The sequence below is a fragment of the Christiangramia echinicola DSM 19838 genome (genome assembly GCF_000423065.1).
GTDB classification, from domain to species: Bacteria; Bacteroidota; Bacteroidia; order Flavobacteriales; family Flavobacteriaceae; genus Christiangramia; species Christiangramia echinicola.
Genome location: NZ_AUHG01000010.1, coordinates 794541 through 815135, shown reverse-complemented (window position 1 = coordinate 815135; position 20595 = coordinate 794541). Strand labels below are relative to the sequence as shown.

Sequence of the window (20595 nt, the reverse complement as noted above, 5' to 3'; positions counted from 1 at the left end):
GTTTAGGCGTACAAAAGTAAAAATCTTAAGTAGATAAAATGTAAAACAGAATCAATTTATTTCTTTTTTAACTTTATGAAATTCAGGAGTAATATGATCCAGCCAATTATTAAAAGACTTCCACCCAGAGGTGTTAATAATGCTATAGGTTTGAAATTTATACTGAAGATAGTTCCGGTAGACAATAAATAAATAGATCCTGAAAAGAGTAAAATCCCCGAACAAATTAAATAAAAGATCCAGTTGATGTTTTTATGAGAAAGAAAATCATATCCTCCCAGGATCAATAAAAGAAAGGCATGATACATTTGAAAACGAACACCAGTTTCAAAGGAATTCAAAGATTCAGCCGAAATAGCTCCTTTTAAACCGTGTGCTGCAAAGGCACCTAAAATAACTGCTGTTAATCCAAACATCGCACCGGCTATTAAAAATCTTCTGTTCATACTTTCAATTTTATTTAACTCAAAGTTTTAATACATTCGTCAACAACTACACAAAACTAACTTAATTTATGCGAGAAATTTTAATTATTGGAGCAGGAAAATCTACTTCTGTCCTTATTAATTACCTGCTAAAACAGGCCGATAGTGAAGACCTCTTTTTACGAATTGGAGATTTAGATATTGAGAATGCCAGGAAAGCATGCAATAATCACGAGAAATGTGAAGCATTTGAACTAGATGTTTTTAATGCGGAAAGTAGAGAGCCTGCCATCAAAAAAGCTGATATTATCATATCCATGCTCCCGGCGAGATTCCATATAGAAGTTGCAAAGGATTGCCTGAAGTTTGGAAAGAACATGGTTACCGCCTCTTATATAAGTGATGAAATGAAAGCACTTGATGAGGAGGTGAAATCGAAAGGCCTGGTCTTTATGAACGAGATCGGGGTTGATCCTGGGATTGACCACATGAGTGCCATGCAAGTGATAGACCGGATAAGAGATAAAGGCGGAAAAATGCTGCTTTTTGAATCCTTCACCGGTGGACTTGTTGCTCCTGAAAGTGATAATAATCTATGGAATTATAAATTCACCTGGAACCCTAGAAATGTGGTTGTAGCAGGTCAGGGTGGGGTAGCCGAATTCATCCAGGAAGGAAAATATAAATATATTCCCTATCACCGTTTGTTTAGAAGAACCGAATTTCTAGAGATCGAAGGTCACGGAAGATTTGAAGGTTATGCTAATAGGAACTCCCTGAAGTATCAAAGCATCTACGGACTGGAAAATGCTCTTACCTTATATAGAGGGACCATAAGAAAGGTTGGTTTTAGCCGAGCCTGGAACATGTTCGTGCAACTAGGAATGACCGACGATAGTTTTGAAATGAAGAATACAGAAGAAATGAGCTATCGGGATTTCATAAATTCATTCCTCCCTTATTCGCCAAGCGATTCGGTAGAATTAAAGGTAAGGCACAATCTTAAAATAGATCAGGATGATATCATGTGGGATAAACTCATTGAACTCGATTTATTTAACCCAAATAAGAAAATAGGAATTAAAAATGCGACTCCTGCGCAGGCATTGCAAAAGATCCTGATGGACAAATGGTCTCTTTCTCATGATGATAAAGATATGATCGTGATGTACCACAAGTTTGGATATGAATTAAATGGCGATAAATTTCAAATTGATTCTACGATGGTAAGCATTGGGGAAGATCAGTCTAAAACTGCCATGGCCAAAACTGTTGGCTTACCGGTTGCAATGGCAACCATAATGATCCTGAATGGTGAAATTAAAACTCCTGGCGTGCAATTACCTATTAGAAAAGAGGTTTATGAACCCATATTAAGTAAACTGGAAGAACAGGGTATTATATTTAAAGAGAAAGAGACAGAATATCTTGGATATAACCCATTTGGAGAGGTTGGCAATTAAGATTGACAAGCATTTTTGTATTTTAGCTTTACAACCAAAAAAATAATCTATGAAGGTAGTGAATGATAATGTAAAGCTGGACGGAATTGATAAAACCATTCTCAATTTCTTAATGAAAGATGCTAAAAAACCTATTCTTGAAATTGCTAAAAATATAGGTATAACTGGAGCTGCAGTACATCAACGGTTGAGGAAACTGGAGAAATCTGGCTTGATAGAAGGCTCTAAAATGATGCTGGACGCCAGGCTTCTTGGGTATAAAACAATGGCTTTTGTTGGGGTCTACCTAGACAAAGCGGTTAGCAACCCACAGGCTGTAAAGCAACTCAGTGAAATACCCGAAGTAATAGAATGTCATTATACCACAGGAAACTGGTCCATATTCCTGAAGATCCTGTGCCGGGATAATGAACATCTAATGCATGTATTGAATAAGAACATTCAGGCGATAGACGGAGTTTCCAGAACAGAAACTTTTATCTCACTGAATCAGCAAATAGATCGGCAGATCAAGATTTAAACAAAAAAAGCTGCCCTAAACAGGCAGCTTTTTTTTGTTTTTCTTTCTTCGAATTAATCTCTTCCCATATACAGGCTCACAAAATAAAGCAAGGTGGCAAGAGATCCAACGGCAGCTACAACATATGTTCTTGCAGCCCATTTTAATGAATCTTCAGCAGCATCATGCTCTGCATTCGTAAGCATATTTTCAGTTTCTAACCACACTAAAGCTCTTTTACTCGCATCATATTCTACCGGCAAGGTGATAAAGCTGAATAAGGTACCTGCAGCATACATAATTATACCAATAAGAAGAACGGTCTTTCCTACTCCTACTCCAACCATCGTCATAAGAATAAGCCCACCAAAGATCGCCCATTGCGAAAATTTAGACGCAACGCTAACCACCGGCACCAGCTTACTTCTCATTTGCAACCAGCTATAAGCCTTAGCATGTTGCACTGCGTGACCACATTCGTGAGCAGCAACAGCTGCGGCTGCGGCATTTCTCTGTGAGTAAACGCCCTCACTTAAATTCACGGTTTTCTTAGAAGGATTATAATGATCTGAAAGCATTCCCGGAGTCGAGATTACCTTTACATCATTAATCCCATTATCTCTAAGCATTTTTTCAGCGATCTCCTTACCGCTCATTCCATTCTGTAAATGAACTCTAGAGTATTTCTTAAATTTACTTTTAAGCCTGTTACTCACGAACATGCTTACCAGAAAAATTAATCCTGCTATTATATAATATCCCATCATAGGTTTAAAGTTTTATCTTGTTTTTTGAACATCAAATATATCAAAAATCTGGCCACAGAAACTTTTATACTACAACCAATAACAACCTGTCACACGTTAATTTCTATTAAAAGCATCCTAATCCTTTTCAAAATAATGGCTTTATATTTCACAAATTCAGATATTAGCTATATTTGCAACGATTAATAAAAATCAGCTATGCAATACGAAAGAATACTTTTAAAACTATCTGGAGAAGCTTTGATGGGAAACCGCCAATATGGCATTGATCCCGAGAGGTTGGCAGAATATGCGGCAGAAATAAAATCGGTAGTTGACAAAGGTGTTGAACTGGCAATAGTAATTGGTGGAGGAAACATTTTTAGAGGTGTTGCGGGAGCAAGCCGGGGGATGGACAGAGTGCAAGGTGACCATATGGGAATGCTTGCAACCGTGATAAACGGTCTTGCTTTACAGAGCGCCCTTGAAGATGCCGATATTCAAACCAGGCTACAGTCAGCAATTAAGATCAATGAAGTAGCAGAGCCTTTTATACGTCGTAAGGCTATAAGACATCTTGAAAAAGGAAGAGTCGTGATCTTTGGTGGAGGTACTGGTAATCCATATTTCACCACAGATTCTGCAGCAGTTCTTAGAGCGATAGAAATCAAGGCAGACGTGATCCTCAAAGGAACACGTGTTGATGGTATCTATACTTCAGATCCTGAAAAAGACAAAGAAGCAACTAAATTCGATTTCATTACATTTGAAGATGTAATTAAAAAAGGCCTGAAAGTTATGGATACTACAGCTTTCACATTAAGCCAGGAAAACGAATTACCTATAATTGTGTTCGACATGAACAAACCGGGAAACCTTTTAAAGGTAGCAACAGGAGAACGTGTTGGAACAAAAGTGAACTTATAAATCTGAAATTGTAAACTACTATTAAAATGGATGAAGTTGAATTTATTCTAGAAGGAGCAAAAGAAGGAATGGAAAATGCCATTTCGCATCTTAAAAAACAACTTTCAAATATACGTGCCGGAAAAGCCAGTCCAAACATGCTGGGGAGTGTAATGGTTGAATATTATGGAGCACAGACTCCTCTTCAGCAAGTTGCAAATGTGAATACCCCAGATGCTAGAACACTTTCTATCCAGCCATTCGAAAAAAGCCTTATCCACGAAATTGAAAAAGGTATCATGATGGCTAATCTAGGTTTCAACCCTATGAATAATGGTGAAAGCGTGATCATTAACGTACCGCCGCTTACAGAGGAAAGAAGAAAGCAACTTACAAAACAGGCAAAAGCCGAAGCTGAAGATGCTAAGGTTGGGGTAAGAAATGATAGAAAACAGGCGATGCAGGAATTAAAGAAACAGGATATTTCTGAAGATCTTTTAAAGAGTTCTGAAGATGATGTTCAGGAATTAACCAATACCTACATTGAAAGAATTGAAAAGATTCTTGCTGTTAAAGAAACAGAGATCATGACCGTATAATGGTCAACAAACAACATAAGTTTGCCGGCTTGGATCTGAACAAACCTCAGATTTGATCCGGCATTTTTTTTACTTTTTATAGATAAGTCAACCCCAGCTTTATGCGATATACCCTACTAACTTTTTTTTTAATATTAGGTTGTGGTCTATTCGCTCAAACAATTCCAGGTAGGGTTATTAACCGAAACACTAAAGAACCTTTGGCTTATGCCGAAATTCAAACTGAAAATGGTGCGCAGATCCTAACTAATATTGACGGCAGTTTTGAACTCAGGCTAAAAAATGAGGTTGATAGTATTAAGGTTTCTTATGTTGGTTTTAAGACTTTGAATATTCAGGTAAGTAAAGACACCAGGTATTTACAAGTAGGAATGACCCCTGTGTATGAACAATTGGAGACTGTTCTTATATCTGATGGCAGGGATCCTGCAGTAGTTTTAATAGAAAAAGCAATAAAAAATCGTGAGCAGAACGATCCCGAAAAAGTTCTGAATGGCTTTAAATATAGGTCCTATTCAAAATTCATCATAGATAATGAGTTCGGCAATATTGAAATGACTGCAGATTCAACCTCTGCCGCAATGCAAACCATTATCAATGAAGGCAGGGCCTACCTTTCAGAAAAAGTATCAGAACATTATTACACTAAGAGAAAAGGCAGAAAAGAACAGGTTCTGGGCCTACAAACTGCCGGCTTCAAAGAACCGGTATATAATGTCCTGGCAATGCAATTGCATCCATTATCTCTCTATAAACGCAATTACAAGCTTTACAAAACCGAATATGCCGGCCCATTAGCCAATAATGCCTTAAAAAATTACGAGTATAAGATCCTTGATACCACGGCAACTGAAAGACCAGCATTTATGGTTTATTTCAAACCAAAGCGCGAAAGGGTTGTAGCAGGCCTTGAGGGTATATTATACCTAGACACAACCAGCCTTGCGATCCAGAAGGCAAAGGCTCAATTGCTTGGAGCTATAAAATTAGAGGTAGATCATAATTATGAATACTATCCCGACAAAGGTCTTTGGTTTCCTTCCCAACAAACTACTAAAATAAGACCGGGTTCTGGAGGTAAAGAAATTGCCGTATTTGGCGGAACCATTAAGGTGGGCGCTGTTCAGCAAAAGAAAGGTGTCTTAAATACAATTTTTGGAACAGAAGAAATTTCCAGGAATCTTTACCTGAATTCGGTAACACAGATCTACGATACAGATCTTGATTATAATGGAAAAATTGAAAATCCAGGAGCCGAGATTGATGTTGATGAGAATGTCACTACCAAAGACTCTGAATTCTGGCAAAGTAATAGAAAGATAGATTACAGTCAAAGAGATGAAGCCACAAAAAGAAAGGTTGACAGCCTTATCCTGGCTGGTGATGTAGAACGCAAGATCCAAATAAAAAAAGCCATGGCTTCTGGCTCTTACCCTATTAAATTCTGGGATGTAGATCTAAGCAAGGTTTTCAAGTTCAATAATTATGAAGGAATTCGTCTTGGTTTCGGTGGAAGAACCAATGATCGGCTTTCAGATAATTTTAATTTGAATGGATATTCCACTTATGGATTTAAAGATGAAGTTCTTAAATACGGTATTGGCACCCAAATATATTTGAATAAGAAAAATGGGACAAACCTGAATTTTACATTTTCGAGAGATATTCAGGAAACAGCATCTTTCCATTACTTAAAAGGTCAGAATACGTTTTCTATACTCGAACCCAGGTTTGTGAACATCAATTTTTTCTATAATTATAAAAAATACGCTACCAGTCTTGAGCACAGGATCACTCCCAAACTGGAGACCGAATTACAACTCGCCCGGGAAGAGATCTGGCAAATTAAAGAATATAGTTTTCTTAATGCAGGGACCGAATACGAAGATTACGATCTTGCCTCGCTCACTATTTCATTTCTATGGAGACCATTTTCAAGATTTTTAAATACTCCCGAAAGTAATATTCTACTCGAAAAGAATTTCCCGCAATTCACAGGGCAAATTGAACAATCTTTTTCAACGCTGGGAGGTGATTTCAATTTTACCAGAATAGGATTAAAGGCCGAACATGAAATTAACCGATTAGACAGGTCCAGGACAGAATTTATTCTGGAAGGAAATATAGGAATAGGAGACCTTCCGCTTACCCACGCTTTTCATGCTAATCCTAATAACCCGACGAGAGAAGGTGTTTTAAGAAGATTCTCAGTTGCTGGGAGAAACAGTTTCGAGACTATGTTCTTCAACGAGTTTTTTAGTGAAAGGCAGGCCAGTCTGCATATAAGACATCAATTAAGACCCTTTTTGATCTCGGATAGCTTTCAACCGGAACTGGTTTTTATTTCCAGATATGCTATTGGTGATTTTGATAATCAGAGTAAACACCAAAACATATCGTTCAATACCTTAAATCATGGGTATTCTGAAGCTGGATTAGAATTAAATAAGATCTTTGCAGGTTTTGGACTAGGAACCGCCTATAGATATGGAGCATATCACCTGGCTGGATTCAAGGATAATTTTGCTTTTAAATTCACTTTACAACTTCAGCTTTAATAATCGGAAGATTAATCGGTTAATGCGAACTAATTAAACTTGCTTTTTCTAACTTTGCGCCGCTAAAGCAAAGCCATGCATAAGATATTCAGCTTTGGATTTTGGAATTCCATAGCCCGCCTTATACTTAGAAACAGGATCATAATCATTGTCTTGATCGCGATCGCTACTTTCCTGCTTTCCACGCAGTGGAAGAATATGCGTTTTTCGTATACCGAAGCGAACCTAATGCCCGATGATCATCCGGTGAATGTTAGCTATAATGATTTTCTGGATAAATTTGGGGAGGAAGGAAACCTTATATTATTAGGCGTACAGGACTCAGCACTTTTCACTCCGGAAAAGTTTAAGGCATGGAACGAGCTTACTAAAAAAATTACTTCCTATCCAGAAGTAGATCACATTATATCGCCTGCAAGCCTGAAGGAACTCAAAAAATTTGAGGATCCTCAAAGATTTGAAATGGTACCTGTTCTGGAAAGCAAAGATCCAGACAGCACTCAATTAAAAGAATTCGAAAACAAGCTTTTCACAGAATTGCCTTTCTACGAGAATCTTGTTTATAGTTCTCATTCCAACACTATCCAATCTGCAATATATCTCAATAAAGACCTGGTGAACACTAAGGCCAGAAAGATCTTTGTGCTGGAAGAACTAGATCCTTTAATAGAAGAATTTGAAGAAGATCACGGTATAGATGTTCGGGTTTCGGGCATGCCGTATATACGAACCCTGAACGCCCAAAATATCGTTGACGAAATAGGTTTATTCATATTAGCTGCCTTGATCGTTACCTCAATTATCTTCTTTTTCTTTTTTAGATCTATCAGAGCCACTCTAATTTCTATGTTCACGGTATGTATTGGAGTAATGTGGGCTTTTGGAGTTATAGGCTTGTTGCATTATGAGATCACGATCTTAACTGCTTTGATTCCCCCACTTATTATTGTAATTGGAATCCCGAACTGTATTTTCCTGATCAATAAATATCAACAAGAGATCCAGAAACATGGTAACCAGGCGAAATCTTTACAAAGGGTGATCACCAAGGTTGGTAATGCAACTTTAATGACCAACCTAACAACAGCTTCAGGTTTTGCCACTTTTATACTAACAGATAGTCAGCTACTAAGAGAATTTGGAGTTGTAGCTTCCATCAATATAATCGCCATTTTCATTCTAAGTCTATTGATTATCCCGGTGATCTATAGTTACCTAAGACCTCCAAAGGACAGGCATTTAAAACATCTTACAAAACGCTGGATAGGTGGTTTTACGAATTGGACAGAAAATATGGTTAGAAATCATAGGATCGCTATCTATATTTCCTCTATTGTCCTGTTAATAGCAAGTATAATTGGCATCTACACTATTAAAATTTCAGGAAGCATTCTGGAAGATATGCCTAAGAATACTACTTTCTTCAAGGATGTGAAATTCTTCGAAAGTGAGTTTGACGGGGTGATGCCGTTGGAGATACTTATTGATACTAAAAGGCCTCAAGGTGTGATGAAACTTTCCACCTTAAAAAGGATGGATGAACTCGAACAATTTATCCAGGATATTCCTGAATTATCCAAACCACTTTCGGTAAACCGGCTGGCAAAATATTCGAAACAGGCATATTATAACGGAAACCCCAAGTATTATCAACTTCCATCTTCACAGGAGCGAAACTTCATTATGCCATATGCAAAAAGTCTATCATCTAGTGATGGATTAATGCAGTCTTATGTAGATTCTACAGGTCAATTTGCCCGTATAACCACCTTTATGAAGGATGTTGGAACGGAGAAAATGGAAGAGATAGAAAATGATCTTCTTCCTCAGATAAAAAAGATCTTCCCGGAAGACAGATATAATGTATCACTTACCGGTAAAGCATTGCTATTTCAGAAGGGGACAAATTACCTGGTAAGAAACCTTATAATTTCACTTGGCCTGGCTATTTTTTTAATCGCAATATTAATGGCCTGGATGTTTAGAAGTTTTAGGATGATAATCATTTCTTTAGTTCCTAACCTTTTACCGTTACTGGTAACAGCAGGTGTCATGGGATTTATCGGGGTACCAATAAAACCTTCAACAATCCTTGTATTTAGTATAGCTTTTGGAATTTCGGTAGATGACACCATACATTTCCTTGCTAAATACCGTCAGGAATTAAAAGCCAATGACTGGAAAATAAAACGTTCGGTTTATGCGGCATTAAGAGAAACAGGTGTAAGTATGTTCTATACTTCTATTGTACTCTTTTTCGGATTTTCAGTATTTATGATCAGTAGTTTTGGAGGTACCGTAGCACTCGGCGGCTTAGTATCTGCAACCTTACTTTTTGCGATGCTGGCCAACCTGCTTTTATTACCATCATTACTTCTTTCCCTGGAAAGAAGTATTGCTAATAAGGAAGTTTTAAAAGAACCAGCAATGAAGATTATTGAAACCGATGAGGATGAAAATGACTTTAGAACTGAAGACGAAAAGAATTAAAATGTTAATAAAACAGCCTGCTTGCTAAGCTTCAGGCGAAAAACTATCTTTGTTTTTTCTAAATTTCAACTAAATGATACAAGCAAAAATCGCTGAAATACTGGAAAGCGATCAGTTTTTACAGGAACACCATGTCAAAGGATGGGTACGCTCTTTTAGAAGTAATAGATTTATCGCCCTTAATGATGGTTCAACCCTAAAAAACCTTCAGTGTGTTATCGATTTTGAAAATACCGATGAAGACCTAATTAAAAGGATAAATGTAGGCGCAGCCATCTCTGTAAAGGGAACTTTAAAAGAGAGCATGGGTAGCCAGCAACGGGTGGAAATTGAAGTTACCGAGCTGGAAATTCTTGGTGATGCAAATCCTGAAGAGGTAAAATTAACCATACTTTCTCCTAAGAAACACAGCATGGAGAAACTACGGGAACAAGCTCATTTACGTGTGCGCACCAATACTTTTGGCGCAGTTATGCGTGTAAGAAGCAGACTGTCTTTTGCTGTACATAAATATTTTCAGGACAGGAATTTCTTCTATGTGAACACGCCTATAATCACAGGCAGTGATGCTGAAGGCGCCGGAGAAATGTTCAAAGTTACTGCGATGGACCTTAAAAATCCTTCAAAAAATGAGGATGGCAGCATCAATTATAAGGAAGATTTCTTCGGAAAAGAAACTAATTTAACCGTATCAGGACAATTAGAGGCAGAAACTTTTGCTCTTGGTCTTGGACAGGTTTATACTTTTGGACCAACATTTAGAGCTGAAAATTCTAATACTTCACGTCACCTTGCTGAATTCTGGATGATTGAGCCAGAAGTTGCTTTTTGTGACCTTGATGGAAACATGGATCTGGCCGAAGATTTCATTAAATATGTTTTGAAGTATATTCTAAAGCATTGTAAAGAAGATCTGGAATTCCTTGCGGAAAGACAGGAAAATGAAGATAAGCTTAAGCCAAAAGCTGAAAGAAGCGAAATGAATCTTCTTGACAAACTAAATTTTGTTCTAGAGAATAACTTTAAACGAGTTAGCTATACTGAGGCAATTGAGATCCTTAAAAATTGCAAACCTAACAAAAAGAAAAAGTTCAATTATATCATTGAAGAATGGGGTGCAGATCTGCAAAGTGAGCACGAAAGATATCTTGTAGAAAAGCATTTTAAGTGTCCGGTTATATTATTTGATTACCCGGCAGACATCAAAGCTTTCTATATGAGATTGAATGAGGATGGAAAAACCGTAAGAGCTATGGATATTCTTTTCCCTGGAATCGGTGAAATTGTTGGAGGTAGCCAGCGTGAAGAACGTCTTGATGTTCTAAAAGAAAAAATGGCTGAACTCAATATTCCTGAAGAAGAGCTTTGGTGGTACCTGGACACTCGTAAATTCGGCACCTGTGTTCATAGTGGATTTGGATTAGGATTTGAAAGACTTGTACAGTTCACAACAGGTATGGGGAATATCAGAGATGTAATTCCTTTCCCAAGAACTCCGCAGAACGCAGAATTTTAATTCATTGAAAATACAAGAAACGCATATAGTTCCTGCAATCTCTGAAAATATAAGATTGCAGGAATATGCGGTTTCTATTTTCAGCACTATTCAATCCCGCAGCGGATTGAAAAAAGCTATCAAAAAAGGATTAATCCTGATCAATGGTCAAAAAGCACAAACCGGTGACTGGATTAAAGAAGGTCAGAAGATTGAGCTTTTACAACCTGATATTCCAAACAAAAAGATCTTTAAGTTAGACTTTGAAGTCTTATTTGAGGATCAACATATTGCCTTAATTCATAAACCTGCGGGTTTTTCTACAAGCGGGAATTTCTTTAAAACAATTGAAAACGCATTACCTCACAATTTAAATAGGTCTACACAACCTGATGCCCTACCCTTTCCCTTACCAGCGCATAGACTAGACAACCCAACAGCGGGAATATTAATTTGCGCCAAGACAACCTCTTCCTTATTGAGACTTCAGAAAAACCTAGCTGAAAGGAAAATCCAGAAAGTTTATTATGCCTTAGTTCACGGTAAATTATGGAAAGATCTGAGACTGGATTCTGAGATCGAAGAAAAGCCTTCAGCAACTTTAGTAAGTCCTTTAAAATTTTTCAAAATAAACGAGGAATTATATACGCTTGTCGAAGCAAAACCGTTAACAGGAAGAACACATCAAATAAGGATTCATCTAAGTGAATTTAAACATCCTATTGTTGGTGATGAAATTTATGGAATTGAAGAAACCGGATATTTTGCGCATAAGAATCTTTATTTATATTCAGGCGGAGTATCGTTTTCACACCCAGTTACAGAGGAAGCGATAGAAGTAAAATCCAGGTTGCCTAAAAGATTCAGAAACCTAAGTAACTACAGGGTGTATTAACAAAATTTTACCACAAACATAAGCTATGCCAAAGGTGGTATGGCCTGTATTTTCCTTATTTTTGTTAGAGACCCTGATATTTATGCTTAAGCAACAATTAAATTTCAAATTATCCCAGAAGCTATCTCCACAGCAGATTCAGCTTATGAAACTTATTCAATTACCTACCCAGGCATTTGAACAAAGGATCAAGCAGGAAATGGAGGAAAATCCTGCTTTGGAAGATGGGAAGGAAGAAAAAATTGATGAGTATGACGACCTGGGAAATGAAAATTCTGAGGACGATTACGATAACGAAACCATAGAAACTGAGATCGATGTAGATGAATATCTTAGTGATGATGAGATACCAAGTTACAGGCTTAACGCAAATAATTATAGTCCAGACGATGACGACAGGCAGGTTCCATATGCTGCCGGCACTTCCTTTACCCAGCATTTAAAAACTCAGTTGAGTACGATCAGGCTGGAAGAAACAGAGGAAGAGATAGCCGAGTTCCTTGTAGGTAGTGTAGATGAAAGCGGTTACATAAGAAGAAGCGTGCAGGATATTGTGGATGATCTTGCCTTCACTCAAAATATATATACAGACGAAGAAAGTGTTGAAAAAGTCCTTAAAAAGGTTCAGAAACTGGATCCTGCGGGAGTTGGAGCAAGAAGCCTGGAAGAATGCCTGATCATTCAGTTAAATCGAAGAGAGCAAACTAAACAGGTTGAACTCGCTAAGGACATCATGGAACGGTCTTTCGATCATTTCAGCAAGAAACATTATACAAAATTACTTTCCCGCCATGACATCTCTGAGGATGAATTAAGAGATGCCATTGAAGTTATAGAACATCTAAACCCAAAACCGGGTGGTGCGTATTCTGGTAATACCAGGATGGTAGAGCATGTAATTCCAGATTTTACGATTAAGATCGAAGACGGGGAACTGCAATTAGCTCTTAATGGCAGAAACGCTCCGGAAATGCATATTTCCAGGGATTACAACAATATGTTGAAAGGCTATAAAGAGTCGAAGGAAAAAACGAAGGCACAGAAAGATGCTGTAATGTTCATCAAGCAAAAGCTTGATGCCGCAAAATGGTTTATTGAAGCGATCAAACAGCGTCAGCAAACATTAATGGTGACAATGAGCTCTATTATGAACTATCAAAAAGAGTATTTTCTCACTGGAGATGAGCGTAATTTACGCCCAATGATCCTGAAGGATATTGCCGATGAGATTGAAATGGACGTCTCTACAGTGTCTAGAGTTGCCAATTCAAAATATGTAGATACACCCTACGGTACAAAATTGATAAAGGAATTCTTTTCAGAATCCATGACCAATGATCAGGGTGAAGAAGTTTCTACCAGAGAGATCAAGAAGATCCTGGAAATGTCTATAGAAGAAGAGGATAAAAGAAAACCACTCACAGATGAGAAACTGGCTAAGGTATTAAAGGATAAAGGATATCCTATCGCAAGGAGAACAGTGGCAAAGTACAGGGAACAGTTAGATATTCCGGTTGCGCGTTTACGTAAAGAAATTTAATGAAGATACTACTTAGACTTGCCTCTTACCTTCTACACCCATTATGGATGCCTTTTGCAGGAAGTCTTTTCTATTTTATATTTACACCCAGGTTTTTTCCCCGGGAGATCATAGAAGCTAAATTACTGGCGATTGCGATCATCACCATTTTTATACCAATAGTATTTTATTTCTTATTAAAAAACCTTGGAAAGGCCGGAACGATTTTTCTAGATGAGGTTGGGGAAAGAAAATGGCCACTTTTCTTTTTTATACTCTTAACTGCCATGGTTCTAAACCAGGTTCTTAATATTTACAATTATCCAGCTTTATTTTATTATTTCGCAGGAATATTAATTTCTTCAATTATTGCCTATATTCTTTCCTGGTTTAAAATAAAAGTAAGCCTCCATATGGTAGGAATATCAGGATTATTGATGTTTGTCATAGGCTTTTGCGTTTACTTTCATCTCTACTTCATATATAGCATTAGCTTCCTTATAATCGCCACCGGCTTAAGTGCTTCTTCCAGATTGTACTACAAAGCTCACACGAAATGGGAACTATTTCTAGGCCTTATAACCGGTTTAGCACCCCAGGCAATTATGTTTGGCTTATGGTTTACAGAATATAGAATGTCAAACCTATTTTCAGGGTAGAAAGATCTAGATTAGCATCATCTACTTTTGCATCTTTAAAAAATGGGTTCAAGGCATAGTAGAATTGAAAATTGAAGGTGTTATAACCAAAGGTGAAGGTAGCTCCAAGCCTGAAACGATCTAGTTCTTTTAGATCATTAACTATTATTTCCCGATCTGCATCTTTGTATCTACTTCTAAAATGATATATGTAACCTAAACGCACGCCACCGTAAACTCGCCAGAATTTGTAAGTTTCTGGAGAAGAAGTTCTCCATCTAAATTCGATAGGCGCTTCGACAAGTTGAGTTGTAAAGCGGTTAGTACTATAATTAACCTCATTATCAAGACTTTCAAAAATAGTGCTACCGTCTTCATTCTTTCCAATAAACAAATTCTGCCCGTAAGTATTTATAGACCACCCCAGACCGGCACCTAAAGCAATATTTCTTCTTTTATTCAACGGAAAATCCCGAATAAAACCTAGATTTAGACCTCCGGAAAAACTTTCCTGGGAAACATTAGAAGGCCTGTTCGTAATTAAATTGAAATGAAATCCGGCGTAAAACTGGTCCTCTCTGTACAGGCTATCTATAGTAAAAGGAACAGTATCAGGGATCTTATAACGGTCTTCTTCCTCCTGCGCAGGGGAAAGCAACGGCAGACATAAAAAGAGGGATAGAAATAGTTTTTTAAAGGCCATTATGATTTAAAATCTGAAACCTAAATATAAAAAAACATCCTGTCTGATTTAACACAGACAGGATGCTTTATATAATTAAATCGAAAAGATTATTCAATATTTTGCTCAGCATCACCAACCACAGTAGTGTAGTTGATCTTAAGTGCTTCAGCTTTTCTCAATTCTTGTTTAATATCTGAAACAAGACCCATATTTGTCTCTTCGTCCACTTTTAAAGCGGTGGTTAAGTAAGGAATTAATTCCTCTCTTTTAGACTCCCTTTCAGAATATATAAATTGCTGTACTTCTTCAATACTAGCGAATTTATCATTTAACTGAATACGGGCTTCTGTTCCATATTGAGCCTGGTACCTTTTGCTAGGTTTCCCTGCATAGATATACATGATCAAATCTTTCTTATCAAGTTTCTCAACCTGGTCTGCAAACGGTAATTTGTTTTCAATCATCAAAGTATTCTGACGCATTACAGTTGCAACCATAAAGAAAAATAAGAGCATGAAAACGATATCAGGTAAAGATGCCGTACTAATCGCAGGCAAATCTCCAGACTTTTTCTTTTTAAATTTAGACATAGTTAAAGTCGTTTTCGTTTGTTAAAAGCTCTAGCTTGTTGGTTCGGCTTCAGATAACTTCTGTGGGATCATTGCTGTAATCACATCGATCTTTTCCTTTAGTGCATCTTTATCACCATTGTAATTAGGATCGTTGTAATTCTTTTCCATCTGAGTAAAAGTTATCCCGTACATTCTCTGTGCTTCGCGATCTCTAAGCTGATTGTAAGCAGCCACAAGTTCGTTCTGTACAGCGATGTAAGTTCCATATTCTGTCCCACGGTTATTCACCAGGGAAATAATGGCTTTTTGAGGATTTACAGATGATGCTGGATCTTTAGCACCCTGACAAAAGCTACAAGCTTCGTCACCAGTACCTCCACCGTTATCTAGAAATTCTACAGCTGCATCCTGTAGCTCAGAAATATCCATATCTTCATCTTCAACAAGTAACTGGTTATTACTGTTAACCAGAACCGTAAAGATGTTACGTTGTTTAATAACCGGCGGTTCAACGTCCTCAGGTTGCCATGGCGGTAACTTCCTGCTTATCCCGCTATCTGTTTCAATGGTAGTTGTTACCAGGAAAAAGATAAGAAGTAAGAAGGCGATATCTGCCATAGACCCGGCGTTAACTTCCGGTGCTGATCTCTTTGCCATATTATTTAGCCAATTTTTTAATTCCAGAGAATACCATTGCTCCAATAGCTATTGCAGCAAGAATATAGAAGGTATACAAACCTGCACCTACCCAGTGATCACCAGATGCTGAAAGCATGCTACCATCCTTAAGTTCCTTTGCTGTACCGTCACTTAAAACATAAGCAACAACTACGATCACTAAAAATGATCCTATAGCAATAATCGTGTTCTTAATATTACCTCTGAATAAACCTACGATCACAAATATTGCAACTAGTACAACAACTGCAGCTAGCACCAAATAAGCAATCCACATGTAAGGGTCTAAATGACTCCCTTGCAGGTCTGCCGAGGCTTTAATGGCATCGTCTCCGGTGGCGATAATCCTTCCCAGAAGGATCATACCTATCACACCAAGAACAAGTGCCAGATATTTTAATATTTTATGTAAGGTCATAATTTACGTTGTCTTAGATTCGTTTTTTATTCTTGTAAGCTACTAACATATCGATAAGTAGGATAGACGCGTCTTCCATATCGTTAACGATACTGTCTATCTTAGCGATGATATAGTTGTAGAAAATCTGAAGAATAATCGCAACGATCAAACCGAATACTGTAGTAAGAAGTGCTACTTTAATACCTCCTGCCACAAGTGATGGCTGCATATCTCCTGCTGCTTCAATACGGTCAAAAGCCTGAATCATCCCGATTACAGTACCCATGAATCCAAGCATAGGAGCCAATGCGATAAATAAAGAAACCCAAGATACGTTCTTCTCAAGTTGTCCCATTTGAACACCTCCGTAAGCAACAACTGCTTTTTCTGCAGCTTCGATACTTTCGTCAGCTCCGTCTAGACCCTGATAGTAGATAGATGCAACAGGTCCTTTTGTATTTCTACAAACTTCCTTAGCTGCCTCGATACCTCCACTATTAAGAGCATCCTCAACGTTTTGAGCAAGCTTCTTAGTGTTCGTTGTTGAAAGGTTTAAAAAGATAATTCTCTCAATGGCAATAGCCAGTCCAAGAATTAAACACAATAGAACGATCCCCATAAAGGCAGGACCACCTTCGATGAAACGTTTTTTAAGTTCCTGGTGAAAACCAAGTTCTTCTTCTTCCAATTCATCACCGGCCATTGCTTCCTCGTCATCCTGTACAAAGGTCACAATCGTTCCTGGCAAAGTATTCGCGCTGTTAGCCGCCTGTAGATTGTAGGCCCCAAGAACCGTAATCGCGGCGATTACCAAAATAGAAAATAATCTTTTCATTACTGTTTGTCTTAATTTAATTAGTTAAAGGGTTAAAGATATAAATTATTTTTAATAAAACACTTAGCAGAGAGGAAGGGATTCGAACCCTCGATACGCTTGTGACGTATACACACTTTCCAGGCGTGCGCCTTCGACCACTCGGCCACCTCTCTGTTTATTGTTTAGGGGCGGCAAATAACAAAAAAAAAACTTCCCCGTCAAGTACCAATCGTTAATTTTAGGACATTTCACCTCTTAAAGAGGTTTCATAGATAGTCTTGAACACTTTAGGAGAAAGATCCTTACCCAAAAGATACATTAATTTAGAGACTGCAGCCTCTGTTGTTATATCTTTTCCAGAAACTACTCCTATTTTCTTAAGACCCACACTTGTTTCATATTGTCCCATAGTTACACTACCACCTATACACTGAGTAACATTAATTACCCGTAATCCTTTTTTGATCTTCTCTTTCAAAATATCCAGAAACCAATCTGCATTAGGTGCATTCCCACTGCCGTAAGTCTCAAGAATAACTCCCTTGAGGTTTTCTTTAGACAACATATATCTTACCGTGCCTTCTGTTATTCCAGGGAACATTTTTAACACGAGCACCTCATCATCAAATCCTGTATGTAATTTCGTTTTTTGTTTCCTGTTAGGCTTCCAAAGTGACCTGTAATTCACTGAAAGATAAACTCCAGACTCGGCTAATGCTGGATGGTTCATGGATGCAAATGCCTGAAAATGTTCTGCATTCACTTTAGTTGTCCTGTTGGCCCGATATAATTTGTATTCAAAATATAAACCTACTTCAGATATTACTGGTTTTCCATTTTTCTGAAGCCCTGCTATCTGAATACTGGTAATAAGATTTTCCTTGGCATCTGTTCGCAGATCACCAATAGGTAATTGCGAACCAGTAAAAATGATGGGTTTAGTAAGATTTTCGAACATAAAACTCAAGGCAGATGCCGTGTAAGACATGGTATCACTACCATGCAATACTACAAAACCATCGTACTCATCATAATGCTCATTTATAGTCTTCGCAATCTTCTCCCAGTATTCAGGATTCATATTCGAAGAATCTATGGGATCATTGAAACTCAAGGTTTCGATCTCGTGCTCCAGAATTTTTAATTCAGGGATATTCTGTAAAAGCTCATCAAAATTAAAAGCCTTCAGGGCTCCCGTATCATAATCTTTGATCATACCAATGGTACCACCGGTATAGATTAGTAATATCCTGGAATTATTCTTCATTTAAAGACATTTTATTAATCACTGGATTCGCATACATCAATAAATAACTATTTAATGCGAGTGGATTCTTTACATCTACCCTTCTGGTAATGCGTCGATCAAATTGTCTTTTCTCTTTTTCGGTATACTTATCTTCAAATCTGTTTTCATTCTTCAGAAGATCATAGGCGATATAATTTGCCGGCCATAATTTATAATTACGATATATAGCATTATCTATTAAAATGGAAACCTCCTTCAACTGGTCGTTTATAGAAAGTTCTTTTTCTCTAATAGGGTCGAAATCTTCTTTGGTAAGCATCTTGCCGGCACTTATCTGGATTCTCCCCTTCTGCCCCATCGCTCCCTGCATGATGCTATTAAAGTCCTCGTTTGCCGACTTCTTATACTCCTCCTTCATTCTTTTTGCCAGAACTTCAGGCATCTTCAACATGTCTGTAGGATCGAATTCATAAGACATAGCGACAGGTACGATCTTCAAATTGGTGAAATAATCAAGGATATCTATATTTCCTTTAGCCATTCCTACCATTTTGAGCACACCTTGCTGTGTGAAATCGTTCCCGTCTTTGGTTCTACCTTCTCGCTGAGCCATCCAAACTGAACGATCTTCATTAAAAAGTAAATGTTTTATATATTCTGAAAGTTTCATTGAACTTTTCAGCATTTCCCGGGGGCTTTGATTTCTCTGAACCAGGAAATTCCGGTTTAATTTAGACAAAGCCATTAAAAATGGCTTTTGCACAAGATTATCACCAATGGCCGATGCCGTCATGATTAAATCATGATCATGTAGCGTATAATTGATAAGGGAAGTATCAAGTATAATATCCCTGTGATTCGAAATATAAAAATAGGATTCTTTCGAATCTAATTCCTCAAAACCATTATCGCTTAATCCTTCACTGGTTTTTTCAAGCACCTTCTCTACACTTAAATAGATCACCTTACTCTGGAAATCTGCAATGGAATGGCATTCCCCTAAAATTGCCTGAATATCGCTGGATTTCATTTCTGGAAAGGTGAATTGAAGCAATGCTTTCACCATGGGATGTTTAACGTACTCACGCAAGGCATCATTCACCTCTTCATCCTTATAAAACCTTATATCATCAAAATTCTGCACCTATATTCAAATTATTTTGACAAATGAACAAAAATTCTCTTTAACAGCTTTAAATTCCGAAAACTTCCTTGGAGTTTTTTGTAGTGATCTCTGCCACTTCTTCAATCGGTAAATCATATAAAGTCGCAAGCTTTTCTGCAACTTTGAGTATATAAACAGGGTCATTCCTTTTTCCACGATATGGAGCAGGAGCGAGATATGGAGAATCTGTTTCCAGAACGATCTCATCGAGTGGAATTTGATTGATAAACTTATCTACTCCACCATTTTTAAAGGTAACCACACCACCAATTCCTAACTTCATATTATAAGACAAAGCTTGCCTGGCCTGCTCCAGATTCCCGGTGAAACAATGAAATATCCCAAATAACTTATCATCTTTCACCTCCTCCAGAACTTCAAAAATTTCCTCAAAAGCATCCCGGCAATGTATGACTATAGGCAACTCCCGATCTTTAGCAAACTCAATCTGCCTTTTAAATGCCTGTTTCTGTATCCCTAATGTAGATTTATCCCAGTATAGATCTATTCCTATCTCCCCAACGGCATAAAACTTTCTCTTATCAAGCTCCTCTTCTACATGCTTAAGCTCCTCTTCAAAATTTTCCTTGACATGAGTAGGATGTAGCCCCATCATTAAAAAGACATTATCAGGAAAAGCTTTTTCCAGGTCATACATGCTCTGAGTTGTTTCAGAATCTATAGCCGGAATAAAGAACCGTTGAATATTATTATCAATTGCAGTTTGTATTACGGTTTTCCTGTCTTCATCAAAAGCATCACTATATAAATGTGTGTGAGTATCTGTTATTATCAT

At 37.6% G+C, this 20595-nt stretch carries 20 protein-coding genes and 1 tRNA gene; 10 read left to right on the top strand and 11 right to left on the bottom strand.

Annotated elements, in window-relative coordinates:
* Window positions 1-56: 56 nt before the first annotated feature.
* Entirely contained in the window at window positions 57-446 is a 390-nt protein-coding gene (locus G530_RS0104315) for a DUF423 domain-containing protein (protein ID WP_026933360.1), read from the bottom strand.
* A 68-nt stretch (window positions 447-514) separates the two neighbouring features.
* On the opposite strand from G530_RS0104315, the gene G530_RS0104310 reads away from it, so the two are divergent.
* Both G530_RS0104310 and G530_RS0104305 read left to right on the top strand, forming a co-directional pair.
* On the top strand, window positions 515-1888 hold the full coding sequence (locus G530_RS0104310) for a saccharopine dehydrogenase family protein (protein WP_026933359.1): 1374 nt from the start codon (window positions 515-517) through the stop codon (window positions 1886-1888).
* Between the two features lie 49 nt (window positions 1889-1937).
* On the top strand, window positions 1938-2408 hold the full coding sequence (locus G530_RS0104305) for an Lrp/AsnC ligand binding domain-containing protein (protein WP_026933358.1): 471 nt from the start codon (window positions 1938-1940) through the stop codon (window positions 2406-2408).
* Window positions 2409-2461: 53 nt separating this feature from the next.
* On the opposite strand, the gene G530_RS0104300 is transcribed toward G530_RS0104305, so the two are convergent.
* Complete coding sequence (locus G530_RS0104300) at window positions 2462-3154, bottom strand: zinc metallopeptidase (RefSeq protein WP_026933357.1); 693 nt, start codon at window positions 3152-3154, stop codon at window positions 2462-2464.
* A gap of 198 nt (window positions 3155-3352) precedes the next feature.
* Here G530_RS0104300 and pyrH point away from each other — a divergent pair, with 198 nt between their 5' ends.
* The 8 genes from pyrH (at window position 3353) to G530_RS0104260 (ending at window position 14254) form a co-directional block, all read left to right on the top strand.
* Window positions 3353-4060, top strand: coding sequence for a UMP kinase (gene pyrH, locus G530_RS0104295; protein WP_026933356.1), 708 nt, complete (start codon window positions 3353-3355; stop codon window positions 4058-4060).
* 26 nt (window positions 4061-4086) lie between these two features.
* Entirely contained in the window at window positions 4087-4638 is a 552-nt protein-coding gene (gene frr / locus G530_RS0104290; RefSeq protein ID WP_026933355.1) for a ribosome recycling factor, read from the top strand.
* Window positions 4639-4739: 101 nt separating this feature from the next.
* A complete protein-coding gene (locus G530_RS0104285) occupies window positions 4740-7196 on the top strand; it encodes a DUF5686 family protein (protein WP_026933354.1) in 2457 nt (818 codons plus the stop codon).
* A 75-nt stretch (window positions 7197-7271) separates the two neighbouring features.
* Window positions 7272-9686, top strand: a complete 2415-nt coding sequence (locus tag G530_RS0104280) for an efflux RND transporter permease subunit (protein WP_026933353.1) — start codon at window positions 7272-7274, stop codon at window positions 9684-9686.
* A 73-nt stretch (window positions 9687-9759) separates the two neighbouring features.
* The gene (gene asnS, locus G530_RS0104275) at window positions 9760-11202 is read left to right on the top strand and encodes an asparagine--tRNA ligase (protein ID WP_026933352.1); all 1443 of its coding nucleotides are present in this window, start codon (window positions 9760-9762) and stop codon (window positions 11200-11202) included.
* 4 nt (window positions 11203-11206) lie between these two features.
* Entirely contained in the window at window positions 11207-12076 is an 870-nt protein-coding gene (locus G530_RS0104270; RefSeq protein WP_026933351.1) for an RluA family pseudouridine synthase, read from the top strand.
* Window positions 12077-12158: 82 nt separating this feature from the next.
* Window positions 12159-13616 carry an RNA polymerase factor sigma-54 gene (gene rpoN / locus G530_RS0104265; RefSeq protein ID WP_026933350.1) on the top strand — a complete coding sequence of 486 codons (1458 nt, stop codon included), beginning with the start codon at window positions 12159-12161 and terminating at the stop codon, window positions 13614-13616.
* Window positions 13616-14254, top strand: a complete 639-nt coding sequence (locus G530_RS0104260) for a membrane protein (RefSeq protein WP_026933349.1) — start codon at window positions 13616-13618, stop codon at window positions 14252-14254. Before rpoN ends, G530_RS0104260 begins: the two co-directional genes overlap by 1 nt.
* Here the strand turns inward: G530_RS0104260 and G530_RS0104255 are convergent.
* The 9 genes from G530_RS0104255 to G530_RS0104215 all read right to left on the bottom strand — a co-directional run bounded on the left by G530_RS0104255 (window position 14217) and on the right by G530_RS0104215 (window position 20595).
* Entirely contained in the window at window positions 14217-14936 is a 720-nt protein-coding gene (locus tag G530_RS0104255) for a porin family protein (protein WP_026933348.1), read from the bottom strand. The two genes, G530_RS0104260 and G530_RS0104255, sit on opposite strands and share 38 nt — an antisense overlap.
* An 89-nt stretch (window positions 14937-15025) precedes the next feature.
* Complete coding sequence (locus G530_RS0104250; RefSeq protein ID WP_026933347.1) at window positions 15026-15508, bottom strand: ExbD/TolR family protein; 483 nt, start codon at window positions 15506-15508, stop codon at window positions 15026-15028.
* 30 nt (window positions 15509-15538) lie between these two features.
* Window positions 15539-16147 (bottom strand): ExbD/TolR family protein, encoded by a 609-nt coding sequence (locus G530_RS0104245; RefSeq protein ID WP_026933346.1) that lies wholly within the window; start codon window positions 16145-16147, stop codon window positions 15539-15541.
* 1 nt (window position 16148) lies between these two features.
* Window positions 16149-16586 (bottom strand): hypothetical protein, encoded by a 438-nt coding sequence (locus G530_RS0104240; protein WP_026933345.1) that lies wholly within the window; start codon window positions 16584-16586, stop codon window positions 16149-16151.
* Window positions 16587-16599: 13 nt separating this feature from the next.
* Entirely contained in the window at window positions 16600-17403 is an 804-nt protein-coding gene (locus tag G530_RS0104235) for a MotA/TolQ/ExbB proton channel family protein (RefSeq protein ID WP_026933344.1), read from the bottom strand.
* Window positions 17404-17470: 67 nt separating this feature from the next.
* Window positions 17471-17558: transfer RNA gene (locus G530_RS0104230), tRNA-Ser, on the bottom strand.
* A 65-nt stretch (window positions 17559-17623) separates the two neighbouring features.
* Entirely contained in the window at window positions 17624-18652 is a 1029-nt protein-coding gene (locus G530_RS0104225; RefSeq protein ID WP_026933343.1) for an asparaginase, read from the bottom strand.
* The gene (locus tag G530_RS0104220; RefSeq protein WP_026933342.1) at window positions 18642-19778 is read right to left on the bottom strand and encodes a 1-acyl-sn-glycerol-3-phosphate acyltransferase; all 1137 of its coding nucleotides are present in this window, start codon (window positions 19776-19778) and stop codon (window positions 18642-18644) included. The genes G530_RS0104225 and G530_RS0104220 overlap by 11 nt, the downstream gene beginning before the upstream one ends.
* A 49-nt stretch (window positions 19779-19827) precedes the next feature.
* The gene (locus tag G530_RS0104215; protein ID WP_026933341.1) at window positions 19828-20595 is read right to left on the bottom strand and encodes a TatD family hydrolase; all 768 of its coding nucleotides are present in this window, start codon (window positions 20593-20595) and stop codon (window positions 19828-19830) included.